This window comes from Paenibacillus sp. FSL H8-0034 (assembly GCF_038000305.1).
GTDB lineage: Bacteria > Bacillota > Bacilli > Paenibacillales > NBRC-103111 > Paenibacillus_S.
Genome location: NZ_JBBOBS010000001.1, coordinates 3588025 through 3605116, shown reverse-complemented (window position 1 = coordinate 3605116; position 17092 = coordinate 3588025). Strand labels below are relative to the sequence as shown.

Sequence of the window (17092 nt, the reverse complement as noted above, 5' to 3'; positions counted from 1 at the left end):
TCGTAGCTTTAATTAACACTTTCTAATTATAACGTTTATTCAGGAAAAAGGTTGCATATTTCTTCCAAAACAAAAGAGCCTCTACCCAATTACTCGGTAAAGACTCCTTAAATATACCTGTCCAACTGTTAGAAACAACCTGCAATCCAACGCTTGCAGCAGTACTTAAGTTGTTGGAAACATACCCGTCGATATGGCTATACGGTTCCAGCTGTTGATCGTATTGATCGCCATAATCAAATTAACAAACTCGCTTTCATCAAAATGCTCCCGAACCTTTTCATACAATTCCTGTGAAACCCCTTCTTTGGATATAAGCGTTACAGCTTCCGTCAATGCCAGAACGGCTTGTTCGGCCTCTGTATAGAATGGAGCTTCACGCCAGGCGCTTAGCAAGTAAAGACGCTGCTCCGTCTCACCCATTGAACGTGCATCCGCGGTATGCATATTGAGGCAAAAGGCACAACCATTAATTTGTGAAGCACGGATTTTGATCAGCTCATATAGCTTTTTATCCAGCCCACAGTTTTGAATGAAGCCTTCCATTTTCATCATCACTTGTAGGGCTTGGGGTTGGACCTCTCTATAATTCAAACGGGTTTGCATACAAATCTCTCCTTTGGAATCTCTCGTATTGGACTTACACTAATAAGACCATCAAAGGCAAGATTCTGTGACCAAAAGCGAAAAATTTGTATCACAATAATTATCGGTAGTGCTTAAGCTTATCAGGATTGGACACCTTGTAAATCGTTTGAATAGCAGAGAGGTCCTCCGTCATCTCGAAACAAACTGAACATTTAAGCTGTCCTTGTTGAATGAGTACAATCCCAAGCTCGCCATTGATCTGAACCAGACGGTATTCACCTGCAAGAGCTCCCTTCTGGAATATGCCCTCCCAAAAGGCTTGAATCCGGGCTCTTCCATAAATGGGATTAAGCGCTGCCCGTACCTTGCCGCCTCCATCGGTAAGCAGCGTGCTATCTTCAATCAGCAAATGAATAAAGTCTTCGAAGCTGCCGGTTCTTGAAGCCTGGATAAATGCTTGAACAAACGCTTGCCTCTGTTCGCCGTTTAGAGGAGTAGCAGCAGCTTTATCCCGATCAAGTTTCGGCTTCAGACGACTCATCATCTTGCGACAGCTTACTTCGCTTTTACCCAACATCTCGGCGACATCCTTGTATTCATATTCAAGAACCTCCCTCAGCACGTACACAGCCCGCTCCATGGGAGACAGCTGCTGGAGCAGCACAAGCAATGCATAAGTAACAGTTTCTTCCAGCACGATCTGGTCCTCTGGACTTCGCTCATTCATCTCGATGTCCGGTTCCGGAAGCCATGGACCGATATAAATTTCTCTTTGCTTACGAGAAGAATTCAACAGGTTTAAGCAGCGATTGGTCGTGATCTTGGCCAAATATGCTTTGATATGATGCACATCCTCCAGGCTTGTCCGCTGTAAGGATACAAATACATCCTGAACGATATCCTCTGCGTCCGTTATCGATCCCAGTATTCGGTAGGCAATTGATAAAAGAAAGGGCTTATATGTTGTATACACATGTTCAAATTTCATAAGTCTGTTTCTCCATTATTGGGCAGATTTGCGTACAGCAGCTATATCTTGACTTGTATCCGTATACCGATTTCCATTTACAACAATTGCATAATAAGCTATAGTATGATCTATAATATGATAATGCATGACCCGGAGGAGCCTGCCACTGCAGGCTTCTTTTTGTCTTTTTTGGAGTTCTGAGTGGGCTGTGGCAGGTACACGGAGCCAGGATCGCACTATCTCAAGGAGGACATCATGGACAATCAGGCAATATTAGCAATTGGCATTTTTTTTATTAGTTACGCGCTCATTACCTCGGAAAAGATTCATCGTACCCTTGCCGCCATGCTGGGCGGTATCGTGATGATCATCTTGGGGATCGTTAGTCAGGAAACGGCTTTACATCATATTGACTTCAACACATTGGGTTTGCTCATTGGCATGATGATTATGGTATCGATCACCTCTGAAACCGGTCTTTTTAAATATTTGGCTATATGGGCTGCCAAGAAAGGCAAAGGTGAACCCGTAACCATCCTGATTTATTTGGCACTGATCACAGCTTTTGGATCAGCCTTGTTGGATAATGTGACCACTGTACTGTTGATGGTTCCTATTGCCTTCAGTATAACTCGCCAATTACAGGTAAATCCTCTGCCCTATTTAATTGTCATCATTATTACTTCTAATATCGGTGGCACCATGACCATGATCGGCGACCCACCCAATATTATGATCGGGAGTGCCGTCAAAGAACTCACTTTTATGGCATTTATTAATAATTTGTCTCTTATCTCAATATTCATATTGATCGTTACTTTAGTCATCTTTGTACTTATTTATCGCAAGCAGATACAAACGACTCCGGATTTGAAAGCCGGAATCATGCTTATGGATGAAAAAAGCGAAATCACGGATCCACTTTTACTCAAAAAATGCTTAAGCATGCTTGCACTCACGATTGGCGGTTTTTTTATTCATCAAATACTTCATGTGGAATCCGCAACAGTAGCATTAGCAGGTGCGTTCCTGCTGCTGCTTTTAACAGGCGAGCATTACCTGGAGAAATCTTTGAGCCGAGTTGAATGGACCACTGTCTTCTTTTTTATCGGCCTGTTCGTCATTGTCGCTGGACTCGTTGAAACCGGCGTTATTGCAAGCCTCGCCAAGCAGGCCGTTCAGCTTACAGGTGGAAATGAAGTAGCGACCGCGATGCTGATCTTATGGCTAAGTGCTATCGCTTCAGCTTTTGTCGATAATATCCCTTTTGTGGCAACCATGATTCCCTTGATTCAGGATATGGGTACGATGGGTGTCACCAACCTGAACAGCTTGTGGTGGAGTCTTGCCTTAGGCGCATGCTTGGGAGGAAACGGCTCCTTGGTTGGCGCCAGTGCCAATCTGATTGTCGCTGGAATGGCAGCCAAGGAAGGACGCCCGATTACTTTTCTAGCCTTCCTGAAGATCGGATTTCCGTTGATGATTCTTTCGATTGTTATATCCAGTGTGTATATTTATTTGCGCTATCTGATTTAAAAAACAAATGAGCGGATTGCCCTATACGAAGGACAACCCGCTCTTTTATTAAAAGCCTGCTGTTACTGTTTCCGTTCCATTGTCCGTCAGACCAGCTGTATTATCAAATCCTGAATTACTATGAACCATATTGGACTGGCAGCGGTTCGAGCCAATCTTCACAGCTGATGTCGAACATTGAAAAAAACTATTACCGGTAACCACATTTTGTTTGGCAGTAGAAGCATTACCTTCGCCGATCGTGTCGATCAGAATACCTAGCTCGACCCGACGCACCTCGTTTGCCTTCAGCGAATTGTCAGAACCATTAAGCACAACGATACCACGCACGCTGGTGTCGATTTTATTACCCGTCATTACATTTCCATAAGGTCGATCATCCCCGGCGTTGTCTGCCGCCTCCAGTTGAACACCTGCGAATGTGGTACGTGTGATCGAATTGTTCACGATGTGATTATAGCTGCAAGCATCCTTGAGCCTTACTCCGTAGGCACTGCTTGTCTCCTTATCGATCAAACCAAAGGCCGTCACTGCATTGCCCTCTATTACATTATACATACAAACAGAAAGCTTGGAAGAAAGTGTAATAGCTGCTTCAAGACAAGCTTCCATCACATTGCCCGCAACCAATGAGTAGGAGCAGCCTGCCGTTAGTTGAATGCAGGACCGGGGCAGACTTTTAAAATGATTACCTTGAATGATATGATTCGCTCCACCCTCTGCCGTCACCCCATATCCTTCATAAGCACTATCTCCAGCTACGAGCGAGATGAACGAGCAATCCTCAATGGTGACATGCTCAGAACGAGCCAAATGCACACCATTAGCTATTCCTTTAAATAAGCATTTGCTAACACGAATAAATGATGCCTCTAGAATATGAATACCACGCTCAACCATAGAAGTTACTGAACTGGTAATATTGCCGATTCCTTCAAAAGTCAATCCTTCAATAGAAGCTTGTTTACCCTGAGCGGGGCATATTACCATCTGTATGTTAACCAAACCTGCTTTAAGAACCGAAGCTTCCGCACCTGCCCCAAGCAGATGAACCTTGGAACGCAAAAACAACCCCGTTTTGATTATATATCGACCAGCAGGAAAATAGACCGTTCCCCCAGAAGCAGCCGCTGCGTTAATGGCTGCCTGAATGAACGGGCTATCGTCCTGATCACTGCGATCATTTCCCTGAGCACCAAAATCTTTAACGTTATACCACCATGTATTCGTATTCCCAACAGGGACCGTAACGGCCGCCTGGGCTCCACCCGGAAATCCGGCACCTGCAGCAAATAACACACCTGCGGCACTTAAGCCTGCTAGCAGTTGCCTGCGGGTTATCGGTTTATTCGTATGTTTGTCCGTATCTGTAGGTTCCAATGGCAACAATGAAGGTTCCTCCCCCTGAGCAATCTACCCAAATTATAACTTGGGAGCGATCACTCTGGCAACCCGTCCAAGCATTTCTCTGCCATCTTCCATTCCGCAGGCAGGTCATCTTATTATCGGAACATACTCCACAGCTTAATTAAATGAAAAGTGCTGTTCGGGTCAATCTTTTGGGCAATCACAAAGCTGATCATATTCTCTGTCTGCTTGTCTGTCAATTTCTCACCAAGTACCTTGGATAACATACCAACAAATCGCCTCACCTTGGAGCGATCCTGCAGATCATATTTGGTTACGCCTTGCAGCATCATTTTGATTCGTTCCTTGGTGTCAGGATTTTTCATTTTCAGCTTTACACGTTCTACAAAAGCCGGCTCAAATCCATATTTTTGATAGCTCATTCCTGTGAACACCTCCGACCAAGAAAATAGAACCCATAGTAAGTCTATGTCGGAGGGAACGAATATGTGCTTTTAAAATAAGTTAAGCATCAATCCAATAGCTCGCTGTCAAATATATGCTCACGACGTAAAAATTCACGCAGTGTACTGTAGGATGCACCCGTCCAAAAATCGGGCCGTTTCACGAGCTCGGCTGCATCATCGCGAGCCTGCTCCATCGTTTCAAAATCAGCTACCATATCCGCAAGCCGAAAGTCGGGCAAGCCGCTTTGCTTCGTGCCGAAAAAATCTCCAGGACCACGAAGCTCAAGGTCGCGGCGGGCGATTTCAAATCCATCATTCGTATCTGTCATCGCCTTCATTCGCTGCTTCCCGATCTCATTCTTGGGATCAGCGATAAGTACGCAGTATGACTGGTGCTCTCCGCGACCAACACGACCACGCAGCTGATGCAGCTGGGAAAGTCCAAAACGGTGCGCATCGTATACGATCATCAGCGTCGCATTAGGGACGTCTACACCAACCTCGATAACTGTAGTCGACACAAGCACCTGAAGTCGATTGGCACTAAACTCTCGCATAACCCCATCCTTATCCGCTGCGGGCATACGACCATGCAATAAACCAACCTGATAATCGGGAAAAGCAAATTGCAGCTGCGCATGAACATCAATGGCATTCTGCACATCCAGCTTTTCGGATTCCTCAATCAATGGACAGATTATATAAGCTTGACGCCCTTCCGAAACCTCACGGCGAATGAACCCGAGCACCCTTTCCAGCATGTCATGGGTAACTGAATACGTCTTGATGGGCTTACGCCCCTTCGGTAGCTCGCGCAATGTCGACACATCCATATCGCCAAATGCCGTGATCGCCAACGTCCTTGGAATTGGAGTTGCTGTCATCGTCAGTACATCGGGGTTCATCCCCTTGCGTCGCAATATACTCCGTTGATTGACGCCAAACCGATGCTGTTCGTCCGTAACAACAAGACCGAGACTGCGGAAATACACATCCTCCTGAATCAATGCATGTGTCCCCACGACGATATCAATCAGGCCCATTTGCAGGGATGCCAAAAGATCACGCCGTTTTTTGTCCGAAACACTTCCGGTCAATAGACCGACCTGAATCCCATAAGGTTCAAATAAGCGGTCCAAAGAACGTTTGTGCTGCTCGGCCAGTATTTCTGTCGGGACCATGAGCGCTCCCTGATAGCCAGCCTTGACGACAGCAAACAGCGCAGTAGCAGCTACAACGGTTTTCCCTGCACCTACATCTCCCTGAAGCAGCCGACTCATACAGAACGGTTGCTGTAAATCATGCAGAATTTCAGCCAGTACGTTCTTTTGTGAATCGGTAAGTACAAAAGGCAATGCCCTGACAAAAGCACGTACCTCCGGCAAATCCAGAGGATGGGCTACGCCATCCGCTCTTTCATGATTCAGGGCACGGTAAGCCTGCATCTTCAGCTGAAATAAAAACAGCTCCTCATAAACCATCCGTTTACGTGCTCGCACTCCCTCCTGAACTGAGCCCGGCATATGCAGCAGCGCAACCGCCTGCTTACGAGACATCAGCTCATAGCGATCCAGCAGCTCCTGCGGCAGCACTTCAATCAGATGATCACCATACTGCTCCATTGCCTGTCTGGTGGTCTTGCGCATCCACTTTTGCGTAATAGGTCCTGCAATTGAATAAACAGGCTGCAGCGTACCCGTCTGTGAGGATCCTTTACCGGGAAATTCAGACTCGGATACGGTAAGATGCAATCTTTTCTGATCCCACTTCCCGGTCAGTACAACCTCGGTTCCCGCTACCAGCTGGTCCTTCATAAAATGGCGATTAAACCAGACAGCTGTAATAAATAAAGGGTCAACAACAATTTTACAAGTAAGACGGGACTTGATCCGACCATACATCTGCACCTGCGGTATTCCGACGATTGTGCCCTGGACGGTAATCCGGTCGCCATCCTTCACCTCCGTAAGATCACGAAGCGTATAATCCTCATATCGAAACGGGTAATAGTCGAGAAGCTCCCCCACTGTTGTTATGCCAAGCGCCAATAACTCTTCGGGCTTTTTCCCTCTGACTCCCTGTACCTGTTTTACTGGAATTTCATACACATTCAGCTTCATATCAGACCGGACAGACGAACACAGCTACGGTTCCCGGACCGGTATGTGTACCAACAACAGGACCAATTTGCGTAAGCTGCTGATGCTTTACAGCAAAATGCTGTTCCATCATCAAGCTGAATTCTTCCGCTCCTGCTTTACTATTTGCATCTGCAATTCCGATTTGCAGAGGTCGATCACCAAAATCTCGCTTCAGCAGCTCAACGATTCTTGCCAATGCTTTTTTATGACCACGGACCTTGTCCACAGAATACACCTCACCATCTGCATTCATTGACAAAATCGGCTTAATATTCAATAGGGAACCAAGCAGTGCAGCAGCTTTTCCGATACGACCACCCTTCTGCAGGTACTCCAGTGTATCTACCAGAAAGTAAAGCTTCATTTCTTTCCGCATTCTATCTACGAGCTGTATAATCTCATCCTTGCTTTTGCCTTCCCTTGCTGCCTCTGCTGCTGCCACAACGAGCATGCCGAATCCATAAGAACACAATTTGGAGTCAATCACAGTTACATCCACCGGCACCTCCAGCATGTTTTGGGCCAGGATAGCCGATTGATACGTACCACTTAATGCCGATGACAAATGAAAGGAAAGGATGGGTGCATCCGACTCCTTCGCCAGCCTTTTGAAGGTTTCGAGAAATTCTACCGGAGACGGTTGCGAGGTGGTGGGCAGTACATGGGAAGCAACCAGCTTTTCAAAAAAAGCCTCAGATCCCATATCCACACCATCCTGATAGGTGTCAGCTCCAAAATGAACTTTCAAAGGAACTACGTGTATGTCAAGTGTATGCTGCAGCTCTGCCGGAATATCCGAAGTGCTGTCCGTAACGATGCGAACCTGTCTCAATCGATATCCCCCATTCTGTGCAATTTCATATTAAAACAATGCTTATTCTGCAGAAATGATATAGAAATAAACAGGCTGGCCACCCCGATGAATTTCCACTTCCACGTCACTGTAGGTTTGTTCGATGTACTGTACCAGCTGTTGGCTCTGCTCTTCGTTCGCTTCTTCCCCGGTATAGATCGTAACCACTTCACCGCCCCTCACAAGCAAGCTGTCGATTAATGCCCTGCAGGCTGTGAGTAAATTTTCATCTGCCGTAATAATTTTGCTATTATGGAGCCCGATATAATCCCCCTGCTTAATGTCCAGCCCATCCAATGTCGTATCACGAACTGCATAAGTGACAGCTCCCGATTCAACCTGCTCTGCTGCCTGCCGCATAAGATTAATATTAACCTCAGGTTCCTCATTTTCCTGAAAAGCAATCATAGCCGCTATGCCTTGTGGAATGGTCCGGGTTGGAATCACAACAAGAGTTTTTCCTTCTACCAGTTGGACGGCTTGCTCTGCAGCCAGCAAAATATTGGAGTTGTTCGGCAATATAAAGACGGTCTGTGCATCAATCTGATTCACAGCCTGAACGATATCCTCAGTGCTTGGATTCATCGATTGGCCACCATGAATCACCTGATCCGCACCTAAGCTTTTAAAAATTCCACTTATTCCTGCTCCCGCTGATATTGCCATGAAACCATAAGGCTGCAGCTTCACGGCTTCCTTTGGAGCTTGCTGGAAAAGGACTGATGCCGAGGCTGCATGATGGTTATGCTCTGCCTGCTCCAATTCCTCCATCAAAATATGTGAATGCTGATCACGCATATTCTCGATTTTGATACGGCTCAGTTCACCATATTCCATTGCCGCATTCATCACTGTACCTGGATATTCCGCATGAATATGGACTCTGACCAAGTCATCGTCGGATACGACCAGAAGTGAATCACCGAATGCAGAAAGACGTTCACGGAAATCATGCTCCTCAAATGGGCGAGACTTTGTCTTTTGCGTATTCAGTGTCACCATGAATTCGGTGCAATAGCCGAATACGATGTCCTCAGTTGCAAGCTTGGCTTGTGCGCTTACTGGCTCATGATGTCCCTGCTGCTTGTCAGTAACGCTTGCACTGCTCACAGCTCTTGGAGCCACTGCTAAATACCGCGTGCTGCTGGGTGTATGTTCAACGTCGGTGTAAGCTGTGTCTATAGCCGAATCTGTCAATGCATGAACAAAACCATTATAAATAAACAGCAATCCCTGCCCTCCGGCATCAACTACCCCAACCTGCTTCAATACAGGTAATTGCTCTGGCGTGTGAGCCAGGGCCTCACTTGCTCTATTGTATATATCATTCATCAGTGATTGGATATTCGTCGGCCGTTTGATATGCTGAATACCTTGTTTGGCCGCTTCCTTCGCTACGGTCAGAATCGTTCCCTCAACCGGCTTTACAACGGCCTTATATGCCATATCTACACCTTGCTGAAAAGCGGCTGCCAGCTGCTCGGCATGAACCTCTTGCATATTCGCGACAGACTTGGCAAACCCACGAAACAACTGTGATAAAATAACCCCTGAGTTGCCTCTGGCTCCCATCAACAGCCCCTTCGCCAGAGCTTCTGCCGCTTTACCGATATGAGAAGAAGGACGTCGGCGCAGCTCTTCCACACCAGATGTAAAAGTCAGATTCATATTCGTTCCCGTATCCCCATCAGGTACAGGAAATACATTAAGCGCATTGACCTTATCCGCATTTAAACGGAGCTGTTCAGCACCCATTTCGACCATTCGCATAAAATCCGTTCCGTTTAGTACATTTAAGCGCTTACTCAATTTTGATTCCCTCCTTCTGCCACAAGTACCCTGCTCAGCACCGACGCCTAAGCGCCTTTTTAAGCTACTGAATTACACGTACTCCTTGTACATAGATGTTCACAACGTCTACCTTGAGTCCAACAACATCGTTTAATATATATTTAACTTTTCTTTGTACATTTTGGGCGACAACTGATATTTTAGTACCATACCCTACAATAATGTAGAGATCGATGACCGGAGCTTCCTGACCTTGGCGATGAACGACGACGCCTCTGCTCGAATTGTCACGTCTGAGTAATTCAGCTATACCATCCTTTAATTGATTACGTGTTGCCATACCTACAAGTCCATAGCATTCCAAAGCTGCCGAACCCGCCAACATGGCGATGACCTCATCTGCTACATATATTTTTCCATATTCCGCATCCAGTTCAATCGTCATCTTCCCAGCCCCTTTGGTTTACAAGTTATCCTTGTCTCATTCTACTATAATTACATGAATAAATAAATAAATACGCCAATTGTCCACACAAAATCATCATTGTGACATTGACGGCATTTATTGTGCTGTGATATGATATTCAAGTATGTTTTTGAATACTCTTTGCTTATAGAGAGATCGCTTCCGAGGACAAGACTTAAGGGTCTTCGAGGCTTTTAAGGAGGTGTAGTACAATGTCCCGCAAATGTTTCATTACTGGCAAAAAACCTGGAACAGGCAACCACGTTTCTCATGCGAATAACAAGGCGAAACGTACTTGGGGTGTTAACGTTCAAAAGGTTCGTATTCTTGTGGACGGTAAACCAAAGCGTGTTTATGTTAGCACAAGGGCTTTGAAATCCGGCAAAATCGCACGTGTGTAGTTTCACTTCCACGTACAAAAAGCACCTGCTCTCAGGTGCTTTTTTTGGTGCTCGTAGAGGCGTCCACGATTTCTATTCGCATCCATGTATCAATTTTTGCTGAATGTATGAAGTACAGCCTTTACAAGACCGCCCAAAAACCTTGGTAGCTTGATTGTATAAAATTTCACTTCTACCCCTCCTTCAGCTCACTCGATTGTTCGTTTTCCTGACATTGCATTCCTCATTTGACCAGGAACATGGCTCATCATACTCCATTATATTCCGCAGCTTGGAAAAAGTGCCTAACATTTAACCAAGTCCAAAATAAAACAAAAAAAGGCCACAAAAGCCGTAACTTTTGTAACCAGTTTATGAGGCATCATGCCGATTTATGACAAAACCTTTGAACTTCATCCGGATTCTCTAGCTCTGGGCAGGAACGTCCCCATATTGTATGTATCGATAAAAAGCATAAACAACCGCTGCAATAAAATACAGAATAATCGTCAATATGACAAATGTAATCCGCATCCATTTTTCATCATGCTTTTTGAAAAATTGAATACCCAGATACAAGGCACCTAAAGAAAATAAATATTTAAGCAAGTCCTGAATTTGCGAAAACAGATTAAGCAGCACCGCGCACAGCAAACTGTACATCAACACGATCAGGAATTTCAAAGAACGATCACTCCCTGCCTCGAATTAGCCTGATCGCTTCTGCACGATCAGCATGTCCAAACACGGCATTACCCGCTACAAGAACATTGGCTCCAGCGGCTGCAACCTGACGCGCTGTCTCAGCATTCACACCACCATCCACTTGAATATCGACATGGTGAAGCCCCCGTTCGTCCAGCATTTCGCGCAGCTTGGAAATTTTCGGCAGCATTCCTTCAATAAATTGTTGACCGCCAAAACCAGGATTAACGGTCATTAACAGCACATAATCCAGGCTCTCGTTCATTGCATACTCAATTGAAGATAGCGGTGTTGCCGGATTCAGCACGACACCCGCTTTGATTCCCTGTTCTTTTATAAATTTCAAAGTCCGATGCAGATGTATGCAGGCTTCTACATGAACGGATATGTGGTCTGCTCCCGCTTGGACGAATGCAGGAATATAGGCATCCGGATTCTCGATCATCAAATGGACATCGAGAGGAAGCTGTGTGTGTGGACGGATCGCTTGCACGATAAGGGGTCCGATCGTAATGTTAGGGACAAAATGCCCGTCCATGACATCAACGTGGATCCAATCTGCTCCCCCTTTTTCCACATCAGCAATTTCAGCTCCCAATTGGGCAAAGTCTGCGGATAATATGGATGGTGCAATAATAAGCATATCAGTACCTCCTTTTTCTGTCTTTAATTTCCCCTAAAAAATGCAAGTAGTGTTTATACCGCGAAGGTGCGATATGCCCAGCTTGTGTGGCTTCAATGACTTTACATTCCGGCTCATGCAGATGCACACAGCCTCGAAACTTGCATTGTGCAGAGTAGGGCCGGAATTCCTTAAAGCTGTCGCTCAGATCCTCGGCTTCCTTCACTTGCATAAAATCAAGTGAGCTGAAGCCCGGTGTATCTGCGACAAGTCCTCCATTGTGCAGTCGAATCAGCTCCACATGACGAGTTGTATGCTTTCCTCTGCCAAGCTTCATACTGATCTGATTCGTTTCCAGCTGCAGCCCCGGTACCATAGCGTTCAGCAATGAGGATTTGCCGACACCAGATTGGCCTGCAAACACGCTGATATGGCCTGCCAAGCGATCCAGAACGGTATCAATGCCTATACCCAGCTTGGCGCTTGTTACTACTACCTGATAGCCAATCGCTTCATACATACGAACGACCTCTTGCATCGTTTGCGGGATATCCTTTTCATCCAGCAAATTTTCCGAGCTTTCTTCTTCCATCGAAACAACAGGGCAAGGAGCTTCTTCAATCAAATCCTGCTTCGTTAAGCAGATGATCGTATGCAGCCCGGAGCTTTCGGTATGCACCAGAAATTTGTCCAGCAGCTGCAAATTCAAAGCTGGCTCCTGTACAGCGAATACAAGAACAGCCAGTTCTACATTGGCAATCGGTGGACGTACAAGCTCCGAGGTGCGCGGCAAAATCTCATCTACAGTGCCTTCTCCATTATCAGTCAGCTCATACTTGACTCGGTCCCCTACAAGAGGGGATTCGCCTCGTTTTTTGAAAATTCCACGGGCACGACATTGAATTGATACCATGTTGTGCTCATCTTCAGGAAGGACATAATAAAAACCACTTAGTGCTTTGATAATTAAGCCGGATGGCATCTATCTTAGCCCCCTGTATTAGTTGGATTACTTGGTTTGACATTCGTTGGTGCTGCCGGATTGGCTGCCGGGGCAGCAGGAGGCGTTCCCCCCGTTGTCGGTGTTGTTCCCGTTCCAGCCCCTGTTCCTGCACCGGTACCTTCGGGAGCTGGAGTTCCAGGATTGGCTGGAGTTGTGTTCGTACCCGGCTTCACTACTGCTCCCGTGTCCGGCGTACCGGTACCGGTTCCTGGAGCTTGCGGTGTTGTTGGCTTGGTAGTATTACCAGTTCCGGCTGGAGTCTGTGTAGCAGAGCCTGCTGACCCTGATGCTGGCGGACTAAACGGCTTGCCGTTTTTCTGAGCCAGGTAATCCTGATAAGTAACTGTAATCAGGTCGATGAGCTCATTATCCTGCCTAACTTTAATAATCGCATTTTTATCAGGAGCAACAACCAGCTTGACCTCAACCTCTGAAGGTTTTGTCACATTAGGAATCGATTTGTAATCAAATTCATCATATTGGGCATCGGTCAAATTAATCTTGATCGTGCTCGCTTTCCCTTCGACAGCTGGCTTATACGGAATTTTAATGGTCATAGGACCTGCATTCTCAGGAAAACCTGAGGAAATAATCAATTGGGTGATCTCCGAGCCCGGAGAAACCTCTTCATCATGCTCATAAGGGAACTGTCTGACAACTCTGCCTTTGGGCTGTTTATAGCTCGCTTCCGTCGTCACATTACTCGCTGCCAGCTTCAGCTTGTTAGCCGTAATCCAGGCTCTTGCTGCCTCCTCGGTTAAACCGATCAGGTCCTTCATCTTGAACGTTTCTTTGCCCTTGCTTATGACCAGTTTTACATTCACCTTCAGTGGATCGATCTGTTCATTAGCTACCGGCGTCTGCTGTAGTACAGTTCCAGGGTCCTTTTCTTCAAATTGCTGCTCCACGGCTATGCGTTCTTGATTAATACCCATTGCCATTAAAGCTGTTTTGGCATCCGCTAAATTGGAGCTAACCAGATTGGGCATCTTTTGCAATTCAATACCTTTACTTACATGCAGTGTAATTTTGCTATTTATTAGTTTTTTCATATTGCTGGAACTTTGGCTGATAACGACATCTTTGGGGACATCTTTGGAATCTTCCCTAATAACATCATTATCCAACTGCGCATCCTTCAGCATCTGTTGGGCTTCTGCCAGAGGCTTGCCTACTACATTAGGTACCATAACCTCTTGAACCTTCATACTGGCCTTGACGTACCCCACCATATACCACATGCCGCCCAATAATCCGATTAAAACAACTATCCAAATGACAGGCTTGACCCATACTCGTTTCTTTTTTTCATTGTATGAAGAGTCCGCCTTGGAATAGCCCTCCTCATCATCATCTTCATTCACGGGTACATATTGACCCGGACGGATGGCTGGTATCACTCTTGTTTTTTCTTCATCCAGCTCATCAATATCTTTGAAAATCAGCTTGGCTTCATTCCGTCTATGCGGAAGCAAGCAGCTTTCCAGATCCTCAAGCATTTGACTGGCTGAGCTATAACGATCGGATGGATCTTTACGCACTGCACGTAAGATCACATTTTCCACACTTTGCGGAATTAATGGATTAACGAGGCGTGGATCCTCTACATTTTCCTGCAGATGCTTGAGGGCTACGCTAATCGGACTTTCTCCAATAAAAGGCAGCTTTCCGGTCAACATCTGATACATGACAATTCCCAGTGAATACAGGTCTGATTGCTCCCCTGTAAAGGTTCCCTTCGCATGCTCAGGGGAAAAATAATGAACAGAGCCCATGACGGAGCCTGTTTGTGTAATGGTAGACGAGGTAACAGCTCGCGCGATTCCAAAATCCGTAACCTTCACCCTGCCATTTTTGCCGATAAGTATATTATGAGGTTTGATATCACGATGAATGATTTGATTATGATGGGCGTGCTCAAGAGCTTCACAAATTTGGCTGGCTATTCGAATCGCTTCCTCCACCTGAAGCGGAGCTTTATCTTTGATCAGATCGTTTAGCGTTGTACCTTCAATGTATTCCATTACAATATAATGGATTTCTTCCTCTTGTCCCACATCATAAATACTAACGATATTCGAGTGTGATAATGAAGCCGCTGCCTGTGCTTCCCGACGGAACCTTTCAATAAATTCCTCATCATGCACATATTGCAGACGGAGTATTTTAACGGCAACGTGCCGGTGCAGCAAAATATCCAGAGCCTTGTATACGATGGCCATTCCGCCTCCGCCTACGCGATCCAGAATTTCGTAACGGCCTCCCAGCTGCTTGCCCTTCATTCATCATCACCTCTTTTCATCATTAACATCATCTGCCGCTTTCTGGGTATCGGACTCATTACTGACAAGCACCACAGTAATGTTATCATCCCCGCCTGCTGTCAAAGCTTCATTAACAAGCTGCTGAGCAATTTCCTCCAACGATCCCGCTTCCTGCTGGATAGGCGCTACAATCTGCTCGCTGCTGATCAAGCTGCTAAGCCCGTCACTGCATAATAACAAAGTGTCTCCATGCTGCCAGCTCAGATCCTGAATATCGATTTCTATCGTCGATTCTGTACCAAGTGCACGCGTTAACACGTTTCGACGCGGATGATGTCCGGCTTCTTCCCGTGTAATTTGACCGCTTTTCACAAGAACGTTGACCAAAGAATGGTCCTCTGTCAGCTGTTCAATCCCACTCTGGTTAATCCGATACACTCGACTGTCGCCGACGTGTCCGATCACAACCGTATCCTCGTCAGCCATAGCTACCACAACCGTGGTTCCCATGCCGTGGTAATTTTCCCGCTGAGAGGCGAACTCAAAAATTTTCTCGTTAGCAAGCTCCACAGCATCTTTAAGGCATGATTTGCGTTCATGTACAGACGCCTCAGCCGCTAAAGACTGCAGATGCTGGTGAATAATATCTACGGCCATCTGACTGGCAATATCACCGGCCTGATGTCCTCCCATACCATCCGCCAAAATAGCAAGCGCAACCCCATTTATATCCTCTTGAACAACCGCCCGGTCCTCATTAACCAAACGAACGCGTCCAACGTCTGTTAAAGCAGCTGTTTTTAACATCTTTCGCTTCACCTCGCACCTGACTCCATATGCTTCGCCCGCAATTGTCCGCAAGCCGCCGCGATATCGCTGCCTTGCTCTCTACGTATGGTGGCGTTGACCTTGTTTCGTTCCAAAATACGTTGAAACGTAAAGATATCATCCCTCGGAGTTCGTACATAATCACGCTCCGTTACAAAGTTGACAGGAATTAAATTCACGTGAGCCATGGGAAACGATTTAAGCACCTGTGCGAGTTCTTCCGCATGCTCCGGCTGATCATTGACTCCACCCATCAAGGCATATTCGAATGTAATCCGCCGTCCCGTCTTGGCCACATAATATTGACAGGCTTCAATCAATTGAGCAAAAGGGAACCTCCGATTAACCGGCATCAGCTTCGAGCGGAGCGTGTCGTTGGGTGCATGGATCGAAATCGCCAGATTTACCTGTGTCTGCTCATCAGCAAAACGATAAATATTCGGTACGATACCGCTCGTTGACACGGTAATGTGCCGCTGACCGATATTCAACCCTTTGGGATGGATCATCACCTTCAAAAAGGTCATCATGGCGTCATAATTTTCAAATGGCTCGCCAATTCCCATAATAACGATACTGCTGACCCGTTCACCTGTTGCATCCAGCAGCTGTTGGGATTTTACAACCTGTGCAATGATCTCACCCGGTGTCAAATTCCGCTTTAGTCCGGTCAGTGTTGATGCACAAAAGGTACAGCCGATGCGACAGCCCACTTGGGTTGTCACACACACACTGTTGCCGTAGCTGTGCTTCATAATGACGGTTTCGATGGCATTTTTGTCAGACAGCTCAAATAAAAATTTGACAGTTCCATCCTTCGATGCGTACTTGGCCACCTCGGTCATCGTCACAAAATCAAAATGCTGGCTTAGTTTATCCCGCAGCGTTTTCGGTAAATTGGACATTTCATCGAAGCTTGAAATTCTTTTCACATATAGCCAGTCAAATATTTGTCCCGCACGAAATCCAGGCTCACCGTTCAATTTAATCCACTCTTGCCATTCCTCAAGACTTAAATCATACACATAAGGCTTGGTTCCGGCTTGTTGTTCTCGATCTATTAATTTCATCCATCATCACGACCTGTTTGGTTAATTCGTGCTTGATTATAGTACACAAACACGGCACATA

General features: G+C 46.1%; 17 protein-coding genes. 2 read left to right on the top strand and 15 right to left on the bottom strand.

Going from position 1 to position 17092, the window contains the following annotated elements; genetic code table 11:
- Positions 1 to 165: 165 nt before the first annotated feature.
- Together NST47_RS16215 and NST47_RS16210 are read right to left on the bottom strand one after the other, a co-directional pair.
- Complete coding sequence (locus tag NST47_RS16215) at positions 166 to 606, bottom strand: carboxymuconolactone decarboxylase family protein (protein ID WP_341156049.1); 441 nt, start codon at positions 604 to 606, stop codon at positions 166 to 168.
- 100 nt (positions 607 to 706) lie between these two features.
- Entirely contained in the window at positions 707 to 1576 is an 870-nt protein-coding gene (locus tag NST47_RS16210; RefSeq protein ID WP_341156048.1) for an RNA polymerase sigma-70 factor, read from the bottom strand.
- A 237-nt stretch (positions 1577 to 1813) separates the two neighbouring features.
- Between NST47_RS16210 and NST47_RS16205 the strand changes: the two genes are divergently transcribed.
- On the top strand, positions 1814 to 3094 hold the full coding sequence (locus NST47_RS16205; protein WP_341156047.1) for an ArsB/NhaD family transporter: 1281 nt from the start codon (positions 1814 to 1816) through the stop codon (positions 3092 to 3094).
- Positions 3095 to 3142: 48 nt separating this feature from the next.
- On the opposite strand, the gene NST47_RS16200 is transcribed toward NST47_RS16205, so the two are convergent.
- The 6 genes from NST47_RS16200 to NST47_RS16175 all read right to left on the bottom strand — a co-directional run bounded on the left by NST47_RS16200 (position 3143) and on the right by NST47_RS16175 (position 10138).
- Positions 3143 to 4483: a glycosyl hydrolase family 28-related protein gene (locus NST47_RS16200; protein WP_341156046.1), complete on the bottom strand. Its 1341-nt coding sequence runs from the start codon at positions 4481 to 4483 to the stop codon at positions 3143 to 3145.
- Between the two features lie 113 nt (positions 4484 to 4596).
- Complete coding sequence (locus NST47_RS16195; protein WP_076232620.1) at positions 4597 to 4884, bottom strand: stage VI sporulation protein F; 288 nt, start codon at positions 4882 to 4884, stop codon at positions 4597 to 4599.
- 89 nt (positions 4885 to 4973) lie between these two features.
- Positions 4974 to 7028: an ATP-dependent DNA helicase RecG gene (gene recG, locus NST47_RS16190; protein WP_341156045.1), complete on the bottom strand. Its 2055-nt coding sequence runs from the start codon at positions 7026 to 7028 to the stop codon at positions 4974 to 4976.
- Between the two features lies 1 nt (position 7029).
- Positions 7030 to 7881 carry a DegV family protein gene (locus NST47_RS16185; RefSeq protein WP_341156044.1) on the bottom strand — a complete coding sequence of 284 codons (852 nt, stop codon included), beginning with the start codon at positions 7879 to 7881 and terminating at the stop codon, positions 7030 to 7032.
- Positions 7882 to 7923: 42 nt separating this feature from the next.
- Positions 7924 to 9711, bottom strand: a complete 1788-nt coding sequence (locus tag NST47_RS16180) for a DAK2 domain-containing protein (RefSeq protein ID WP_341156043.1) — start codon at positions 9709 to 9711, stop codon at positions 7924 to 7926.
- Between the two features lie 64 nt (positions 9712 to 9775).
- Positions 9776 to 10138, bottom strand: coding sequence for an Asp23/Gls24 family envelope stress response protein (locus NST47_RS16175; RefSeq protein ID WP_341156042.1), 363 nt, complete (start codon positions 10136 to 10138; stop codon positions 9776 to 9778).
- A gap of 233 nt (positions 10139 to 10371) precedes the next feature.
- Between NST47_RS16175 and rpmB the strand changes: the two genes are divergently transcribed.
- Positions 10372 to 10560, top strand: coding sequence for a 50S ribosomal protein L28 (rpmB, locus tag NST47_RS16170; RefSeq protein ID WP_076232610.1), 189 nt, complete (start codon positions 10372 to 10374; stop codon positions 10558 to 10560).
- A gap of 89 nt (positions 10561 to 10649) precedes the next feature.
- On the opposite strand, the gene spoVM is transcribed toward rpmB, so the two are convergent.
- From spoVM to rlmN, 7 genes are all read right to left on the bottom strand, one after another.
- The gene (spoVM, locus tag NST47_RS16165) at positions 10650 to 10730 is read right to left on the bottom strand and encodes a stage V sporulation protein SpoVM (RefSeq protein ID WP_076232607.1); all 81 of its coding nucleotides are present in this window, start codon (positions 10728 to 10730) and stop codon (positions 10650 to 10652) included.
- 235 nt (positions 10731 to 10965) lie between these two features.
- Complete coding sequence (locus tag NST47_RS16160; protein WP_240417483.1) at positions 10966 to 11202, bottom strand: hypothetical protein; 237 nt, start codon at positions 11200 to 11202, stop codon at positions 10966 to 10968.
- Between the two features lie 28 nt (positions 11203 to 11230).
- Positions 11231 to 11887: a ribulose-phosphate 3-epimerase gene (gene rpe, locus NST47_RS16155; protein ID WP_341156041.1), complete on the bottom strand. Its 657-nt coding sequence runs from the start codon at positions 11885 to 11887 to the stop codon at positions 11231 to 11233.
- A gap of 1 nt (position 11888) precedes the next feature.
- Positions 11889 to 12848 (bottom strand): ribosome small subunit-dependent GTPase A, encoded by a 960-nt coding sequence (gene rsgA, locus NST47_RS16150; protein WP_341156040.1) that lies wholly within the window; start codon positions 12846 to 12848, stop codon positions 11889 to 11891.
- Positions 12849 to 12853: 5 nt separating this feature from the next.
- Positions 12854 to 15151 (bottom strand): Stk1 family PASTA domain-containing Ser/Thr kinase, encoded by a 2298-nt coding sequence (gene pknB / locus NST47_RS16145; RefSeq protein WP_341156039.1) that lies wholly within the window; start codon positions 15149 to 15151, stop codon positions 12854 to 12856.
- Positions 15152 to 15157: 6 nt separating this feature from the next.
- Positions 15158 to 15940: a Stp1/IreP family PP2C-type Ser/Thr phosphatase gene (locus NST47_RS16140; protein ID WP_076232594.1), complete on the bottom strand. Its 783-nt coding sequence runs from the start codon at positions 15938 to 15940 to the stop codon at positions 15158 to 15160.
- Between the two features lie 8 nt (positions 15941 to 15948).
- Positions 15949 to 17031, bottom strand: a complete 1083-nt coding sequence (gene rlmN / locus NST47_RS16135; protein ID WP_341156038.1) for a 23S rRNA (adenine(2503)-C(2))-methyltransferase RlmN — start codon at positions 17029 to 17031, stop codon at positions 15949 to 15951.
- Between the last annotated feature and the right edge of the window lie 61 nt (positions 17032 to 17092).